Raw genomic sequence first — 19072 nt, forward strand, 5'->3', positions numbered from 1 at the left:
TCCTTCTATTTGTTTGACATCATTAAGATGCTCACAAATATAAATAAATTCTATTCCTACATATAGATAAAAAATCTAAAAATTTATATAATAAGATTAGAAGTGTAGCGTATTATTATTGAAGGGTCTTGGTATAATGCTAGGCATTAATGTAAAAAAAACAAATGAAGAGTTAATTATTTCATGGCAATTGGCGGAGATTACAATTCCATTACGTGATGTGATTGAGATTACCGAAGATGCTACCTATGCTGGTGTTGAAGAAGTAGATGTCATACGTATTGGAACAGCTTATGGGACAACAGACCGTATTTTAATTAAAACAGTAAAACAAAATTATGTATTATTTACTACAAATAAATTTGCTATTTTAAATGCCATTCACGCTTGAATATAGGAGTCTTCTTGGCTAAAATGATAAAAATAAGCACATCTTGTTATAAAAACAGATGTGCTTATTTTTTAATTTCTATGCATTTTTACGTTTTAAGAAAATCACTCCACCAACAATTAACAGTAATGCGCCTGCAGCCATAGAGATCCAACTTGTAAGATTAGTACCTGTTTGCGGTAACCATCCAATTTTAGATTGAATTTCTTGCTTAGGTTGTGGTTGTTCTTTTACTTGCTCGTTAGGCTGCTCTGGTGTTGGAGTATTTTTATCTGAATTTGGCTGTTCTGGTTTAGGTTGTTCCGGCTTTACCTCTTTAAATTTCACTGTTTGTTCCTTATCTTCAATTTCAGCGTGAATAGCTACTAATATATTATCTTGATACAGTTCTTCAAATACTACTACTTCTTTACCTTGTAATGCAGAAGCATTAAATGTGAAATCTAGTGTGATAGAACCATTCTTCTCTTTAGCAATAAACTTAGATTCTACTGTTACTTCTTTTCCATCAACTAATAATGGCTTGTTTGTTGCTTTATCCATCAGTTTACCTTTTACAACATACTCTTTACCCACGATTAAGTCTTTGTATTCCACTTTATCTTGGATTGTTACAGATTTAGAAGCGTCTAACTCTTTAGAACCATCAGCTTTGTTTGTTGCTGTCGTTTTAATAGAAGGTTCTACAAATCGAACTGTTTGACCTACATCGTTAATGTCAGCATGTGTTGCAATTACTTGACCTTCATGTAATAAGTCTTCAAACACGACTACTTCTCTTCCTTGCTGTTCAGCACCAACAAAAGTAAAGTCTAATGTTACAAAACCGTTCTTTTCTTTTGCAGTAAACTTCGTTTCAGCTGTTACTTCTTTTCCATCAATTAATAATGGTTTGTTAATAGCTTTATTCATTAGTTTACCTTTTACAGTGTACTCTTTACCTACAACTAAGTTAGTATACTCCACTTTGTCTTGAATAGTGATAGAATCCTTTGAATGAATCTCTTTTCCACCATCAGCTTTGTTTGTTGCTGTCGTTTTTACTGATGGCTTAACGAACTTAACTGTTTGACCTTTATCATTGATATCAGCATGTGTTGTAACAATTTTTCCTTCTTTCAATAACTCTTCGAATACTACTACCTCTTTTTCTTCTAAACCAGTTGCATCAAATGTGAAGTCTAATGTAATAGAGCCATTTGCTTCTTTTGGTGTAAACTTCGTTTCAGCTGTTACTTCTTTACCATTTACAACTAATGGTTTATTAGTCTCTTTATTCATTAATTTACCTTTTAAAGTGTATTCTTTACCTACTTGTAGGTCTTTGTATTCCACTTTATCTTGGATTGTTACAGACTTAGACGTGTGTATTTCTTTTGTACCATCTGTTTTATCAGTAGCTGTTGTTTTTATTGAAGGAATCTTTTCATCTTTGACAATGTGTTTAATGATTTGACCATTCTCTTTAATTTCAAAAGAGAACGTTTCTTCATTTAATACATAACCTTTTGGCGCAACAGTTTCTTTATATGTGTATTTTCCAAATGGTAATTTTTCAAATTTAGCGATTCCTTTATCGTCTGTTTTTCCTTTTACTACTTCTTTTCCTGCTTCGTTATAAATCGTAAATTCTGCATTTGGAAGCTTGTTATTTCCATCAGCTACATCTACCTTTGTAATTTCTAGATCACCTTTGATAAGATGATTAACTGCCAATAACTCAATAATCTTCCCATGTTCCTTTATTTCGAACATAATTGGTTCTTTAACAAGAACGTAACCATGTGGAGAAGCCTTTTCTACAAATGAATATTTACCATACGCTAAATCTTTGACGTTAATCTCGCCATTTTTATCTGTCTTATATTCCCCAACTACTTTTCCACTTTCATCTTTCAATTCAAATACTGCACCTTCTAATTTTTTGCTAATATCTTCATTATCTACTTTTAGTAATTTTACACTACCTTTCACCTCGGTATTTTCCACTGTAAAAGTAAGTGTTTTATTGTGCTCTTTAATTTCAAAAGGATACTTTGTTTTATTTCCAATATATCCATTAGGTGTTTTTGTCTCTAAGAAATAATACTTACCATACGTAAGACCTTCAACGTTTGCAATTCCATTTTCTTTTGTTACTACTTTTTGCACTTCTTTTCCATCTTCAGTAAAGACTGTGAATTCAACATTTGGTAAAACCTTTCCTGAATCACTGAGCTTTTTAATTTCGATGTTACCTTTTACTTTGTTATTTACTATTTGGACAGCTCCTGTTTCTCCTGTCTTAACTTCAATAGTTTGTGGTTTATCATCTGAAACATAGCCTGTTGGTGCTTTAATTTCTTTTAATGTGTAAATACCAATTGGTAAGTTGTTTAATTCTGCCATACCATCAGCACCAGTCGTGATTTTTCCAACTGATTCATTATTTGCATTAAAGACCTCAAATACTGCACCAGCTAAAACTTCTCCATTTTCTCCAACCTTTTTAATTTTTAAAGAACCAGCTGCTTCCCAATTTACTGCAAGATCACTACTAAGCTTTTCTTCATTTCTTTCTAATAGTACTGTAGCGTTCTGAACAGTATCCGTACCACGGTAAGCAATTGCTTGAACTTTAGTTAAATTAGCAGCTACACTTAAATTAAATTCACCCGTTTTTGTATTCTTAGGAATTTGGATACGAAATTTTTCTCCAACTGAAAGCTGATCTTTCACTTCTCCATTTTCACTAACAATTCTAACTCCATTAGGTGCATTTTTCGCTACTACCTTATAAGAACCACTCTTAGCATTTGTTTGTACTGAATATAGATTTGTTTCGAAGAATTCACCCTTTAATTCTGCTTTTTGCTTTTCAGCAGGAATCACATTCATAAAAACATCTTGAGTCTCTTCACTATTATTAGCATTACTAATAATAGCCTTAGCTGCTTTTTCAACATTTTTATTCTCATGTTTTAATTCATTTACATCGAGTTGACCTAATGCATTCCAAACCGCAAGTTGCGTTGCATAATGCGCTTCATTTTTATTAGCTACTCCCAGCTGTTCAGCACTTTTTTGTGGGAAACCATTTAATAAGACTCTATATACTACATTATCTGTTTTCCCCATTTCAGGAAGATCTTCACCATTTGGTGATTTTAATCCAAGAGTTAAGCAATAAGCAATTTGACCACTTGAATTTTTAATCATTTCAGTGCGAATGTACTTACCTAGACTATTACTATAACTCCAGTCCATTGAATATTTCTCATGCGTCATAACCTCTGCACTAGCCCTAGGTAAAAATACATTAAGGAATAATGCCAGTACTGATAATAATGTAAAAACTCTTATAATGACTCTCTTACCCAATTTTGTAACCTCCCTAGAATAAATTAATCCGAGTATATATCGCAATATCTAAAACATTCACGATCGACCCGATTATCATTATAAAACAATAAATTACAAATATTAAATAATTTTAATGAAATAGTCAAAAAATTTACACATTTTATTATTTATCAAGTTTTTTAACGAATTTACTATATACAAATTCTAAAACACGCCTACAAGTTAAAAGACAAATATGTATGTTAAATATATAAATAGCAATTCCTTCACTTCAGTTATTAAGCTTTCCCCCTATTAAAAATAGCCTTTTCATTTTCTGGTTAATCCGAATAATTTATACACCTCTTTTAATCTATTAATTCTCTATTACGCTCCTTCATTGAGATATAAGGGTGACTCCTCATTTAAAGAATAAAGTAAAACTTTATTCAGCTCGATCCCCATCTAACTTCTTTACTTTCATTGAATTTTTGGGCGTGAGTCTTACTGCCCACAAATAGCGGGATACATTATGCAACATTGCATTTGATAATCATTTTCAATGTAACTACAATGATTACAGGGTTACTGTTAATCCAATATTCTACATGGAGGTTTTATTATGTTAAAAAAAATTATTGTATCTTCTATGGCGCTTACTATGTTCGGTGGAGCTGCAACTATGCTAGAGGCACCTACTGCTCAAGCAGCTTCTTATAACTCAACGTCATCCTCTTACTTTGATGTCACTCCTGAAGAGGCCGTGGCTTTCTATCAATCTCAAGACTATAAAAAATTAAAAGTATTTTTGGATGACTTTGAAGCAAGAAACCCTTATACTCCAGGTGGAGGCTACGCTCAAGGGAGTGTACGTATGCAAAAATTCAACGATGCTCTTAGAGATGCCAAATTAACAAATGTCTACCAAGAATTTATTAGAATCTCATACTACAATCATTATCCAGAACCAAAATAATAACAACGGATTAAATGTTTATTATTTCTATAACTTAGCCTAATTTTAAATGTATAACCTAAAAATAATTACTAAAAACCACTCATATAAGAGTGGTTTTTCTATTTCCCCATATAATTTAGCGGAATGTTACATCATCTTTATTTTGATATCTTTTATAGTAGACATTCTCTCGTTGACACAATCTAGTAGGTTAGCAATGGAAATATCAAAATGTATTTATAATTGTTTTCTGTTTAATAGCAAAAAACGAACACCCTCTCACAATTAGATAAGGTGCTCGTTTTCATTTTTATCGGTAATTCTCAATTCAATTTAGCTTCTTTCCAATAAGTAAAGATTAAATTAACTTAAAAGCAAAGCGTTTTAAATTTAATTCATAGATCTTACTGAAACTTGGAATTGCCCCTTAGAACCATCATCATTTGAAACGTAAATTTTATATGTTCCATTCGGTAATGGAGATAAAGCATTCCGTACATTTGTAACATTAATTTGTTGTTCTCCAGGTTTTATATAACCACCAACAATTAGCTCTGTATTTGGACCTTTTACACTATATCCCATTGTATTTTGACCATTATTTTTCATAGAGAAGCTTAAGTCAGTACTCCCATCATATACGAAAGAAGTTTCAGCCTCGCCACTATAATCCATTGTTTGGGTTAATAATAAGTCTGCAGAAACATGTTCAACTACATGAATTGGATCATTCGTTTTGTGTACTTCTTCAGCATAAGTATTATTCCCTAACACACCAAGTGTTAATGCTGAAATTACTCCACAACTAAGCACTAGTTTATTTAACTTCATTTTAAGTTCCCCCTTGATGTTTGTATTCTATTACCATCATACATCCTTTTCCAAGTACGTTTTTATGTAATAATTCATATCTATAAACCTATATATCTTAACTTTTCACCTTAATAGTTATTGAGAAACCCACATAGATAAAGCTACAATATTACGCTTCATAAAAAACATGTGAATTTTAAAGTCTTTTTCTAACAAAGTTTTATACGAGTAAGTACCAAAATACTCACATAAATAGCATTTCTATTTCAGATAAAATGTACTAATAAAATTTTTCTAAAATTTCACTTTGTAATTTGATATATTCCATGTTAATATAACGAAGGCTACAAAACAGGAGTCACCATGTATATCATTTTTACAGAATATTCATACTTAAAAAACCTTATTTTATCAGTAACTCAATCCCAATTTTACCTATACAAAAGTTAGTTTATAATTTCATATGTACATAAATTTAAATAGATTTTTTCTATTTTCCTTATCAATTTTAATACGAGTAATATAACAGCATTTTTCAAGTACCCTTCCTTTTTTAGATAAAAAGTCTACTAATACTAAACATCTATGTCCAACTCATACATAATTCTACTTACAAACTATTGGAGATGCAAAACTATGGGAATTTCTACTCTTTTATTAAATACCTTTATTATAATAATTTGTATCCTTAGCTATCACGTATTTTGGCTAGAGTTTAAAGAAAAAACAACATGTAATAATATATTATTTTCTATCCTTTCCTCCATTGCTATTATTTTTTGTATGACTTTTCCTTTTCATTTACATGTGGGATTTATTTATGATTTACGTTTTATTCCTATAATATTAGTTTTTCTATATGGAAATACAAAAAACATTGTTTTTATAGGAATTTTATATCTTTCTTATCGGTTTTACTTAGGCGGAAATGGCGTTCTTCCATCATTTATTATCTTCACTATTATTTTTGGTATAACAATGCTCTTTCGTTACTTATTACCTATGTATGTTAAAGAAAAAAAAGTATTATTAAGCTTACTCCTTATTTTAGTATGTACAACTTCACTTTCTATTTGCGGTATTGTAACTCAAATACATACAGGAGGGAAAATAGACTCTACTCTCATAGAATTTTTATTAAATTACATAATCATTAATATTTTCACAGTATTATTATCAGTTTATTTAATAGAGGGAATGATCGAGAAATATAAAATGAAAGAAAAGCTACAACGGGCTGAAAAATTTTATATAGCTAGCGAACTAGCAGCGTCAATTGCACACGAAATCCACAATCCACTAACCACGGTACATGGATTCACTCAATTATTAAATGAAAAACATGCCTCTAAGCTATCTCAGGATCAATACTTAGAAATCATGTTAATTGAAATGCAGCAAATACAATCTACTATTAATAACTATTTATCTTTAACCAAACCACAGAACACCCTAAAAGAGAAAATAGATATTAATCACATTTTAAATCAGGTGAAAGATACTATTTCACCACTCGCTCTATCATACAAAGTTGAAATCAAACAAAATAGTACAGATTCCTTTTATATAAATGGGGACCCCGAAAAATTCAAACTCTGTCTAAACAACATCATCCAAAACGGAATTGAGGCTATGAAAAATGGTGGATTATTACAAATAAATATACAAAAAGTAAAAGGAAATATCATAATTGATATTATTGATTCAGGAATTGGGATGTCATCTCAACAAATAAAACGAATTGCTTTGCCATTCTATTCAACAACAGAAAAAGGAACTGGGCTTGGTACTATGATTGCTTATAGTATTATTAAAGAATTAAACGGAGATATAGAGATAGAGAGTAACTTAGGTAAAGGGACACGCTTTTCTATTAGTATCCCTTACTAATGCGATAAAAATTTTCTGTTTAGTTAATTACATAAATGAATTTTAAGAATCCCGCTAGCGCTAGCTTACTTATTAATTATCTTAAATTCATGTGTATTAATTAAAAATAATAAGGATCAGAGCTTATCTATTGTTACAGATATACTCTGATCCTTTAGTTTAATTCAATTAAAAACACTTAATATTTATAACTTTTCTTACATCGTGATGAAATACTAGTTCATCGACTTTATCTCATTTACTAATTAGATTGGTTTAATGTAAATATAACATCTCTCGACACTTAATTTGTTATTATCATTATAGACATTTCCTACAGTTGTTTTTCCATTAAAGTACAGACCTTGTGCCATTCATTGAAAAAGACAATTCCTCTTTTAGTACTTCACTTCCACCGTATAATTCCCTGTTCCACCACCATACTGATACACATGTAAATAATACTTCCCTGGATACGTGTAGTAACTACCTACTAGTTTATTCCCTTGTTGCTGAGCATACGTAACATAATTATTTAAATCTGCTTCAGAATAAAGTACCCAGTTCATTCCGATATTATTTTCATTCGTTACGTTAATTTGAAGATTTTTAGCAGTCTCCACATTAATTTCAAAGAAGTCACTTGTATCGCCATTTCCTAAACTAGCACGTAAAACTTGATTTAACTGCAGTTTGTTTGCTGTTTGGAATGAGTTATTCGGTTCTTTTTCTACACTGTTATCTTCTTTCTTTTGAACAGTTACAGTCGCTGTAGCAGTATTAGTTGCTCCTTTATCGTCTGTTACCGTTAATTTCGTCGTATACGTTCCTTCTTTTGTATATACGTGAGTTGGATTTTGCTCATTACTTACTGCTCCATCACCAAACTCCCATTTATACGAAGTAATTTTCCCGTCTTCATCTTTTGATCCGTCGCTTTTAAATGAAATTGCTTCATTTACATTTCCACTATACGGACCGTTTATAACTGCAACTGGTGCTTTATTCTCTGCACCTTCTTCTGTATTAATACCGTGGAACACAACATCATATTCAAATTGTCCTGATGCATTCACGCGATAATTTACGAAGTATGCTGTTACTGTTTTATAGCCTGTCCATTCCTTTGCACTTAAACGTTTTAACGTATCATTAACGTTTTGTGTAATTGTTTTCCAATCTTCATATTCTCCTTTTGCTGCGGTTCCTGTATATGTTCCTTGTAGTGTGAATGTATTAAAGAACTGTGATTTATTTTTCTTTACTGATACATTTTTCAATTTTGCTTCCGCTGTGATTTCTGCCGCAATATCTGAAACTGGCTTCCATACATGATTCGCTAAATAATCGTCTGATACTAATGGCACATTATATTTCTCACGATTATCAACTAGCATTTGCATATAATCTTGATATTCTTTATTTAAATTCGCATCTTTACTTAATGTAGAGCGATATGCATCATATGCTGTTACATCATTTTCCCTAATAAGATCATGTATTTTATCGAACATATCATATCTCTTATTGTACATATACGATTGTAAAGCAAAGGAATAATTATAGAAATCCCACGTTCCATACTTTGCATTTAACGTTCGCTCTGCCGTATAACGCTCTGCTGGATTTGAAGATAATCCTCCTATAATACTCTTTCTCGGTACAACATTATCCGTTCTCGTTGCCCCTGCAAAAAATTCAGCATTCCCTTCTTCAAACCAAGATAATCTTTCATTTTCATATATTTTCCCTTGTCCCCATAACCCTGGTACTTCATATCTACCTTGTAAATAATGCGTGAACTCGTGTCTGAATAATTCTTCTAAACTATAAATACTTTCTTCTGGCGTACGCTCATAAGTAAAGAACGTACCTGTTCCTTCTATATAAAGACCACCGTTATTCGTTTCATAACCGTACAATTGACGATTAAATTGATATTCTGCTGGGCTATTATAAATAACCATCGTTAGTACATCATCAGGATTTCCTTTTTCTAAAGGTTGATCACTTTCAACCGTACGATGGAATTGTGCCTTCACTTCTTTTGCCGCCCAATATAAACGTTTTACTTTTTCTTCTGTCACTTTATCTCCAGCTTTTAAAACAATTGCCCCATCATCAAACGTATACGTTTTTGGCAAATATTTTTTCTTTCCATCTTCTCTTATTTGATCTAAATTCACCACTTTACCATTTGCATCTTTTCCGCCATAATTCGTTGCGATTTGCTCAGCAGCTACGAAATATTGCTCCCCTAAATACGGATAAATTTTCATCGCATCTGTTACAACTTGTAACCCTTTCGTTCCTGTACTATGGAACGTACCGAGTCTACCTGTATAATAAATGCCATTATTAATAAGCCAACCGTTTTTTGCTGTAATCGTTCCCATTAATGCAAAACGACTTAGTTCATTAATATAACTATCTATTTTCTGATACCATACTGTATCTTTCGGTGCTTTCCTCGTATCGTACAAATACGATTGAATGTCGTAATCAACACCTTGCATAATATCGTAAATAGCATTTCCAGCTGAAAGATTATCTACTAATGTAGAAAAATTATCATTATATTGTTTAAAAATTTTTGCAGCTGATGTTATCGTTTCCACATCACTCGAAGCGTTTCCTATTAACTTTCCATATGATGATACCACTCTATTTTGCTCTAATGTACCCAGCTTGAAATTTGAATTGTTAGCTATCGCTTTTAATGCAGGTAAGCATTTATCATGATAACTCCGTTCATTTAATTTACTAAGTTCCGAATTATAAAATCCTAAATAAAATCCTGAACGTAATACCTCCACTAATGTCTCAATCCCTTTTGAATCATCCTTCGTATAGGCTTGTCCTTGCTGCTTCAATTTATCAATAATCGCCTGCATCCTACTATCATTTTGATAGAATGCTAGACTGTCTGTATTAAACTGAAATAGCCCCGTAATTTGCTCCCAATCAATTGTTACAAGTAAATCTACTAACTGCTGATTGCTTAATTGATTTAATTCAGCAATTGTATAAGTTTTCGCTACAGCTAATTGCTTACTTTCTTTTTTCACCTCAGGTGGTCTTTGTGATAAATCGGCAAATTGTAGCCTTTTCTCAAAAGACTTGCTTTCGAGCACTTTCGATGAATGAGCTAATTCTTGTACTGGTAGTTGTACACCGACTGGCTCCATTTTGAGCACATTTCGATAAGAAACTTGCTCTCCCTTAGTATCTTCTGCCAAACTGACCCCTTGAAAACTCCCTAACATTAAACTAGCAAAACTTACCCCTATTAACATTTTCTTTGAATAGCCTTTCATGCTCTCCCCTACCTTACATTTTTAGTGTCCCGCTCCATTATTTTACTATTTTTACTTTTTGTCCTGTATTGAGAAAAAATAAGGTAACGTTCACACATATATTCATTTCATGTAAAATTAACGCTTGACTTTCCGTGCATTTTATATCAAAAAAGATAGATAATAGCAAAATTCCCGCTACATCTATCCTCGTTTTCAACACTATGATTTTAACTTTATAAACGTAACTTCCGGTAATGTTTGCATATGCTGAATAAACTCATTCTTTTCTTCTGACGATATATTTTTCAGTTGCATCCCTACCTTATAAACAGTTTCTGTACCTTGCTGTGAAGCTTCCACCTCATATGAGAGTATTGGGATGCCTTTCACTTGTAGTGTTTCTAATATTTGTTGTACCGCTTCATGTTTATTTACAAACATTTGCACTGTTATATTTTGTGGAAATAAAAATTGCACCTTAAAAATACGACTGACAATTTCTAAACCAATTAAAACGAGAATCGTCGCTCCAATGCCTACTACATACATTCCCGCTCCAATTGCTAATCCTATACCGGCAGTAGCCCATAAACCAGCCGCGGTCGTTAATCCTTTCACCGCCTGCTTTTGAATAATAATTGTGCCTGCACCTAAAAAACCAACTCCACTAACGACTTGTGCCGCAATCCGACTTGGGTCTAGAGACGTATGCTCTTCATACACAATATCTGAAAAGGCATATTTCGAAACAACCATTATTAACGCACTTCCTACCGCTACGAGGAAATGAGTCTTTAATCCAGCTTCTTTCGATCGAATTTCTCTTTCAATACCAATCATTGCTCCTAACAAGCCAGCAACACCGATTCGTATAATAAAATCAAAATCTACACTCACGGGCACTTCCCCCTTTCATTCATTATAGATAGATAAAACAAAAATTATCACAAACATCCATTTATCAACATGAAAGAATACCAATAAAATACACTTAATACTCCGACTGTTTTATGTTAATATTTTAAATATTAACATAAAATAAATAACTCCTAATTTTAAACCTTCACTAATTTTCTAAAAAACCAAAGGTGGATTGCATGAAATTAGGTTGAGAAATTTTGGAAAACGCTTTCACTTTGTTTCATAATTTTTTATAAAAACTACATAACTAAAGGAGCTTACTAACAATGAACGTCTCATTACTTACACCTACTACTGATTTACAAGAAGAATACTTAGATTTCTATAACGAATGGAAAGATAGCGGTGAAACAATGATCCCGTGGGTTATCACAAAAAATCCTGCCAACTTCCCAGCTATGGTTCAAGAACTTCTCGATGCGCATAACGGAATAAATATCCCTGAAACTTGGGTACCAGATTCTACATATTGGCTTGTTACAGATGAAAATAAAATTGTGGGAGCTGTTAATATACGTCATAGTTTAACCGAACATTTATTTAACGCTGGCGGTCATATCGGTTATGGCATTCGCCCTTCTGAAAGAAGAAAAGGTTATGCTACGAAGTTACTAGCATTATCATTAGAAAAAACGAAGGAATTAGACATCACGAAAGTACTTGTCGTTTGCGACGCAGTAAATACCGCTTCTGAAAAAACGATTTTACATAACGGCGGGATTCGTGATGATGATTTCACTGAGGAAGATGGAAATGTAGTAAGAAGATTTTGGATTGAGCTATGAAGAAGCCATCTAATGAAAATAATCTTATTATAGAGAAATATAGTAGAAGTAACGAGCTAAAAGTAAAACAACTTATTGATTTATATAATGAAGACTCTTATCTATTTAACTTATTACGAGATAGTAAAACAAAATGTGCGTATGTTGCCTGCTATAAAAAAGATGTAGTAGGCATCTTTCTCACCTGGAACAGTAGCTTCCATCCATACTGCACATACTTTCGAATATACACGAACCCTTTCTATTCAGAGCTACGTATTGAACAATTCTTATTTACTGAGATTCAAAAACGAGAACAATTTAATTTACCATTCCAAACTTCTATATGGGAAACGTCAGCTCATTTAAAAACTTATTATGAACAAAATAAGTTTATTGAAATCCGAAGAACATATATGCCAATATTAGACTTACAAAAAATAGTTCCTATCGATATAGTTCCTAATTCAAATTATCATTTACAAACTTTATCAAACATCTTATCTAATAATAACTTACTAGAAAAACTAGCCTACTTAGTAAAAGGCATTTACGAGCAAACCCACTTAGCAAATCCCGTTGCTCTATATCCTCTCGAAACTTGGAAAGAAAAGATCTTAGCTGATGACGTGTTACTAGATGGGAGCTTTCTAATTATAAGTGAAGAGAACGAAATTATTGGGTACTCTTTCCTCCATACATCGGAAAAGGATGATACGTTAGAACTAGGATGGTGCGGAACTCACACTACAGACAATTTACCATTACTAAAAATTCTCGTTTTCGAACAAATTATGTATGCAAATAAACACGGCTATTCTTTCATTCAAGGTGAATTCGATTCAACTAGTATATATGCAATGGAACTATTAAAATCCTTCCCTTTTAACCCTTGTGCTACTTGGATTACGTATCAAAAAGAAGCAAGAAAGTGATTATACACTTTCTCGCTTCTTTTACACTGTTTCTATTTCAAACTGCACTGTAATACCACTTGGATCTACTACCGCAAACCCATTTGTAGTTTCATTTATTTCATGTTGTTTTTCTATTAATCTTTCTTTCACTTCATCTAACGCTTCTTTATGCGGTAGTACAATCGCATATACCTTTAGTCCAGTTGCATGTACTGGTGGGTGTGGATTGTTTACTCCGTTCCACGTATTTGCACCAATATGGTGATGATATCCCCCTGCTGAAATAAATAAGCAATCCTCTTCACGCTGCTGTACTTCAAAACCTACTGTTTCCACATAAAATTCATGTGATTTCTCTACATCAGCTATTCGTAAATGTACATGCCCAACGACAGTATTAGCAGGCAAACCATCAAACTCATAATCAACGAGTGTTGCCAATTCTTTTAAATCAAGTGGTGTACTTCCTCCTGGCCCTTCTCCCCATTGATCGCGCGGTCGGTCTGCATAAATTTCAATACCATTCCCCTCTAAATCTTGCAAATAATAAGCTTCGCTATATGTATGATCACTTGCACTATTAAACCTTGAAATTGGTAAAATTTCATTTGAATATGTATAACGCCCTTCTTGCTCAGCCGGGCTGTCAATTACATTCTTATTACGAAGAACCCCAAATAGCGCAGAAGCAAAAGCTTCACGAGTCGGAACTAAAAAGGCTACATGATATATACCAGTCGTACGCGGTTCTTGCAGTACCCCGTCCTCTATCTTTTCAAGAACAAGTAACGCGTTTTTTCCACCTTTTCCAGATAAATATGCTTTATTCCCCTCTTGCTTAATTACCTCTAATCCTACAACATTCTCATAAAAAGAAATTTGACGCTCTAAATCTTTCACTTTAAATTCAACATGACCAATACGTGTTTTCGGATGAATTTGTACCATGAATAACCTCATCTCCTTATCCCTATATTTTCCCATTACATATAACCGTTACTATGAAGGATACAACTAAAATCATCCTATGTAAATAAGAAAAGTCAGAATTTACATACATTTTTATTTTCATAATAAAATGCCCCCTTTTCTAACTTTCAGAAAAGGGGGCTTTATAACTCTTATCTCATTTTATGTACTTCAGCAACTAGCTTTCCACCCTGAATGCCCATATAAAGCTTCACAGGTGCATCATTCGTATTTTCAAATACTAAATCTAAATATGGATATGCAATTGTAGCATCTCTTCCTTGTGGAACATAACCTACCGTTTTAGAATGTGTAGTTCTCTCCACCATTTTCAGGCCAGCTTGATCTGCTGCATTGTATAAAGTTGAAGATGTTTGACAAACACCACCGCCATATCCATCTACTAATTTACCATCAACTATTTCTTTCCCTAATTGATATCCTTTATCTGGTGTTGTATCACCGATTAAAGAATTAAAAGAGAAACGGTCTCCTTTTGCTAACACAACTCCATTTATGCTCGCTGCTGACAAACGAATATTCTCAATACGGCCACCTGTTGAACCACCTAAGTTCGTTTCATATCTACCAATTACCGTACCATTTCCTTGCGCATCACTTAATGTTGCGACTGGTTTTTTCTCCACAATCGGCAACTGATACGTAGCATCCCACATACCAACGTTTAACAATTTATCTACTAATTCTTTTTCCATTAATTCATAAGAAGGTTTTCCTTCTTGCCAACTTCCATCAGGTGCTATACGTGAAGGAACCATTTTTTTGTCGACGCTTTTTCCAACCTCACCAACAACCTTTGTTACAGACTTTTTAAATTTCGCTTCATCTTCAAAATAGCCTAAACCAGATAAATCTAATTTTTTCACTTCAGTACCAGTTCGACCATCAACTAAACTAATAGTATCCTGCACTTCTGCTTTAGCCTCTACAGTGTGCCCACCAATATCACTTACCAATGCAACATCACTTACTTTTGCACCACAGCCACTCACTACAGCTACACATAACACCCCAACTAATATACCCTTTACTTTACGGAACAATATACTCTCTCCCTTTCCCCAACATCACTATTATGTATTTATTTCATTTTTATGTATGTTTTGTTACAATCATTTTACAATATGTTTATAAAATGTTACAAGTTATTTTTCACTCTATATAAATTACTCTTTTCTTTTATAAATGTCTATACATATTTACATAAAAGTTTGAGTTTGATAGAATTGTAACTTTTATGTAAACTCTCTCTTTTATCCAGTATATACCATCAAGCAAAAGAAATACAAATCAAAAACCCTCAAGCTATTTTTTATAAAGTGAAACTTTAATCAGTGGGGTCTTACTGCCCGTTAATGCGGGATAAAGAGAAATCCCGTCAACATAAATAGGTATTTGCCGTGCCACCGCTCCGCTTTTGCACATACATTATGGTGAATTCAACCTATTTTAAAGAAATGGAGGATGTTATTATGTATCCCTACAATCCATATGATCCATATAATCAATATGCGTACCAACAACCACAGTATGACTTACAAGCACAATATCAATCTAATATAGATCAAGCAGAGCAAACGAATCCATATGACCAAAATAGACAATTCCAACTTCCAATCTCTTTTCCTGGCACTGGAAATCGTCAATTAGAAAGACGCGTAAATGAGCTTGAACAAAGAGTACGTCAACTAGAAAATACAGTTGAGCGCCATACACGTAGACTAAACCGCTTAAACCAACGTTTACGTACAGTAGAAAACAGACTAAACATTCCATTCGCAGCATTAGAAGACGGATTTTAATCAAGAAAATAAAAATTATATAAGGAAGGGGCTCCCCCTTCCTTATATAAATTGACGAAAGTTTTTTCCATCTCTATACTGATAAGAGTTAATGAAATGAAACAAGGTGATAAATATGGATTTTGAAATAAATTATCTTTCCTTTTATGTTGTACAAGTAGAAGGAAAAGGTGAAGCAGTTGATAAACGCTACAAACATTTTCAAACTTTAGACGCTGAAGAATATGAAGATAGCTCCTTAAAAGAATTTTTGAATGGTGAGTTATTAAAAATATCGAAGCGAAAAGTAGAACGTCATGCAAAAACAGAACAAGCCCCAACAAAGATTGGTCGCTTTATTGTAGAGGAAGGGCACGAACTTGATTCAAACCCTCATTACAACCTTTTTAATCGTATTCGCTTTGCAGAAACAAAGGACAACTTTAAAGATATGAGCGAACCTCTCGTTTATACATATCTTGACACAAGCGCTGTACGCGGTGGTGTATTTTTAATTGCTCAGGCAAAACTACGCAAATACTTTGATGATCCATTTGTATTCGTAATGAAATGCGACTTCGAACCAAAGGTTGCTTCTATTTCTGATGAATCAACACTGATTCGTAACGTTGAAATGGCCATCACAACAAAGAATATGAAATCTATCCAATACCCATACATGCCTGAAGAAGGTATGGTTGAAGTAGGCGAACTAAAAATACACCAAGCATCACATGCCCGCTACTTTGAAGACTTCTTAAAATTCGTCGAATATGAACGCTCTATGCCTGAAATTATGAAAACACAAGTAATGGACATGGTATACGACCAAATTGAAGATGTATTTGAAGAAGGTACGGAAGAACGCGAACAATTCGACCAAGCGATGGAAGTATGGGCTGCTAGTCCGAAGCGGGAAATTATGGAACAATTTTCAACCGAAGAAGTAATGGAAGCTACCGCTCAAATCGTCGAGCACGCTCCTGAAGTGGAATTAAAACTAAAAGCAGATCATATCTCTGTGAAGGCTTTGCTTGCTGATTTCGGGGATCAAATACATATTGCGAAGGTAAATGACCGATACGTATTAATGATTGAGGCTGATACACTTACGTTTGAGAAAGGCTTCTCTCCTATTGAATTCCTGAAGCCGGATGAGCTGCAAGATGTGATTGAGCGGATTGAGAATAAGCAGCAATATAGCTATAGTCCAGAAGGAATTGAATAGAACAACTGCAAAAGATCCTACCTCTATAAAAGAGGTAGGATCTTTCACATTAATCACGTATTTTCCTATTGCTATCATAAGACAACTTTCTAACGCTATATATTTGATTTAAGGAGGTAAATACATATGATCATTTACCATAGTCCTCATTCTTTAACTGAAATTAGCATGATTCCTATTGAAAAAATAAATCTATTGTATAATCCACACATTACAAAATCTTATTCTAAAAAAATGAACAGTACTATTGAATATCTTGATATATTTGATTTACTCTTACCAGTCGAAAAGCATCCTCTAAAAGATGAATACATTTTAGTTGGAAAATACGATTGTTACAATTTCATAACTAATAATCCACATATAAAACAAATCCCCTGTATTATTGAAGATTTTACAGAAAAATCTTCACAATACCTCAAAATACTTCGTAGACTTCATAACAAAGGCGATTCTAATAAAACCAATAGACAATTTATTTTAAATAAACTTGAGGAAAATCATTTCCCTCTATTACAAATTTTAAAGCAGACAGGTTTTACTAAAAATGATTTACGGGATTACAATTATAAAGTAACCGTTCCAAAAAACTACATAAACAGCCATACCACTGAAAAAACTATGAATTGGATTAGTGATTTAAAGTTAAAAAGTAATACTAAACAATTTTTATATAAATGCGCAGGTCTTCCAATAGGAAATCATAAAAGGTTAACTGAAGAGAAGAAAAAATTCCTACAACATTTCTTTGCACATGCAAAAGGATTTGAAAAATTAACTACTCCTCAACAGATTAACATTCTAACTAACGCCCTAAATTTCAAAGCAATAATGACTGCTCAATTACAGCAACAAATTAATCGCTATTTAATACGATGAATTTTAATTTATGTAGCTAGAAATAGAGGAGAATATCATTTAACCTCTACATTCTCCTCCATCTCAGCCAAATACCTAATCTGTCGTTCCGCTTTTCTCACTGCCGTACGAAAATGTTTTTTCAGGAGTTCTACTGTATTTTCACTTATATAATATCTTTCCGTTATACTTTCCCACGTGTCACTACTTTCAAATGTACTCCATTCAAAAGGGCGTTCTGTATTTTTCTTTAGTTCTTTAAACACCCATTTTCGCATCTTTTTTTTCGCTTTTTCCGTTAGTTTCCCGTTCTTTACAAGTTCAAGTTCACCATGTCTTTTGTATCGCTTATTAATATCTCTCTCGCTATACACTTTAAGAAGTATATTTGCTGTATTTTCGGCATCTGCTAAAGCACGGTGCTGTTTCCCTTCCCACGTTAAAGCGAGCTGTTCTATCGCAAATTGTAAACTTGGCGTATGTTCAAACAATTCCTCATATGCTTGGAAAACAAATTTTTGCAAATCAATTCTACTTTCTTTTTCTATAATGGGGCATTCAACACCATGTAATGTACAATCATGAGATAGAAAGCGATAATCTTCTTTTCCCCATGAAACAAATATAGAATCTTCTCCGATGAACTGAATAAATTTCTCTATAATTTGAGGGAATTTTTCTACATCCATTAAATCTTTCTTCGTAATACCGGTTAATTTTGTTGTATGACGAGTTAATCGTGCACTTGGTTTTACTAACTCCGAAAATTCTTCAATTATCTTCATTGTACCTATTTCTATTTTTACAGCTCCGATATCAACTATTTCTGACGGATCTTCTGATTTATACGGTCTGAAATTCCTCTCAATATCAAACACAATGAAATGTGTAGCGTTTTTCAATTTATTTACCTCTTTCTAAATTCCTTTTCACACAAACACTTTATTTTCAGTATTTATTTA

The 19072-nt window shown here is 32.9% G+C and carries 15 protein-coding genes; 8 read left to right on the plus strand and 7 right to left on the minus strand.

Going from position 1 to position 19072, the window contains the following annotated elements; translation table 11 throughout:
• Positions 1-136 precede the first annotated feature (136 nt).
• Entirely contained in the window at positions 137-391 is a 255-nt protein-coding gene (locus MHH27_RS18010) for a SunI/YnzG family protein (RefSeq protein ID WP_000900689.1), read from the plus strand.
• 78 nt (positions 392-469) lie between these two features.
• Here the strand turns inward: MHH27_RS18010 and MHH27_RS18015 are convergent, their stop codons facing one another.
• The gene (locus tag MHH27_RS18015) at positions 470-3751 is read right to left on the minus strand and encodes a VaFE repeat-containing surface-anchored protein (protein ID WP_097924246.1); all 3282 of its coding nucleotides are present in this window, start codon (positions 3749-3751) and stop codon (positions 470-472) included.
• 583 nt (positions 3752-4334) lie between these two features.
• On the opposite strand from MHH27_RS18015, the gene MHH27_RS18020 reads away from it, so the two are divergent.
• On the plus strand, positions 4335-4688 hold the full coding sequence (locus tag MHH27_RS18020) for a hypothetical protein (protein WP_000913814.1): 354 nt from the start codon (positions 4335-4337) through the stop codon (positions 4686-4688).
• Positions 4689-5060: 372 nt separating this feature from the next.
• Here the strand turns inward: MHH27_RS18020 and MHH27_RS18025 are convergent, their stop codons facing one another.
• Positions 5061-5501, minus strand: a complete 441-nt coding sequence (locus MHH27_RS18025; RefSeq protein WP_071714644.1) for a hypothetical protein — start codon at positions 5499-5501, stop codon at positions 5061-5063.
• Positions 5502-6119: 618 nt separating this feature from the next.
• Between MHH27_RS18025 and MHH27_RS18030 the strand changes: the two genes are divergently transcribed.
• Entirely contained in the window at positions 6120-7373 is a 1254-nt protein-coding gene (locus MHH27_RS18030) for a sensor histidine kinase (protein ID WP_063548274.1), read from the plus strand.
• Positions 7374-7750: 377 nt separating this feature from the next.
• On the opposite strand, the gene colA is transcribed toward MHH27_RS18030, so the two are convergent.
• Positions 7751-10669, minus strand: coding sequence for a collagenase ColA (gene colA / locus MHH27_RS18035; RefSeq protein ID WP_340943612.1), 2919 nt, complete (start codon positions 10667-10669; stop codon positions 7751-7753).
• A 201-nt stretch (positions 10670-10870) separates the two neighbouring features.
• On the minus strand, positions 10871-11548 hold the full coding sequence (locus MHH27_RS18040; RefSeq protein ID WP_000109730.1) for an MgtC/SapB family protein: 678 nt from the start codon (positions 11546-11548) through the stop codon (positions 10871-10873).
• 290 nt (positions 11549-11838) lie between these two features.
• Here MHH27_RS18040 and MHH27_RS18045 point away from each other — a divergent pair, with 290 nt between their 5' ends.
• Complete coding sequence (locus tag MHH27_RS18045) at positions 11839-12357, plus strand: GNAT family N-acetyltransferase (protein ID WP_089171556.1); 519 nt, start codon at positions 11839-11841, stop codon at positions 12355-12357.
• A complete protein-coding gene (locus tag MHH27_RS18050) occupies positions 12354-13271 on the plus strand; it encodes a GNAT family acetyltransferase (protein ID WP_258131407.1) in 918 nt (305 codons plus the stop codon). Before MHH27_RS18045 ends, MHH27_RS18050 begins: the two co-directional genes overlap by 4 nt.
• A gap of 21 nt (positions 13272-13292) precedes the next feature.
• Here the strand turns inward: MHH27_RS18050 and MHH27_RS18055 are convergent, their stop codons facing one another.
• Both MHH27_RS18055 and MHH27_RS18060 read right to left on the minus strand, forming a co-directional pair.
• On the minus strand, positions 13293-14201 hold the full coding sequence (locus MHH27_RS18055) for a VOC family protein (protein WP_000249882.1): 909 nt from the start codon (positions 14199-14201) through the stop codon (positions 13293-13295).
• 173 nt (positions 14202-14374) lie between these two features.
• Positions 14375-15286, minus strand: coding sequence for a VanW family protein (locus MHH27_RS18060; protein ID WP_000488980.1), 912 nt, complete (start codon positions 15284-15286; stop codon positions 14375-14377).
• Between the two features lie 429 nt (positions 15287-15715).
• On the opposite strand from MHH27_RS18060, the gene MHH27_RS18065 reads away from it, so the two are divergent.
• The 3 genes from MHH27_RS18065 to MHH27_RS18075 all read left to right on the plus strand — a co-directional run bounded on the left by MHH27_RS18065 (position 15716) and on the right by MHH27_RS18075 (position 18131).
• Positions 15716-16045: a hypothetical protein gene (locus MHH27_RS18065; protein WP_000283707.1), complete on the plus strand. Its 330-nt coding sequence runs from the start codon at positions 15716-15718 to the stop codon at positions 16043-16045.
• A gap of 115 nt (positions 16046-16160) precedes the next feature.
• Positions 16161-17252, plus strand: coding sequence for a DUF3900 domain-containing protein (locus MHH27_RS18070; protein WP_000345036.1), 1092 nt, complete (start codon positions 16161-16163; stop codon positions 17250-17252).
• Between the two features lie 126 nt (positions 17253-17378).
• A complete protein-coding gene (locus MHH27_RS18075; protein WP_098235317.1) occupies positions 17379-18131 on the plus strand; it encodes a hypothetical protein in 753 nt (250 codons plus the stop codon).
• A 35-nt stretch (positions 18132-18166) separates the two neighbouring features.
• Here MHH27_RS18075 and MHH27_RS18080 read toward each other — a convergent pair whose 3' ends face one another.
• Positions 18167-19012 carry an exonuclease gene (locus tag MHH27_RS18080; protein ID WP_090977440.1) on the minus strand — a complete coding sequence of 282 codons (846 nt, stop codon included), beginning with the start codon at positions 19010-19012 and terminating at the stop codon, positions 18167-18169.
• Positions 19013-19072: the final 60 nt, after the last annotated feature.

Origin of the sequence: Bacillus sp. FSL L8-0152, from assembly GCF_038006365.1 — a bacterium.
GTDB classification, from domain to species: Bacteria; Bacillota; Bacilli; order Bacillales; family Bacillaceae_G; genus Bacillus_A; species Bacillus_A cereus.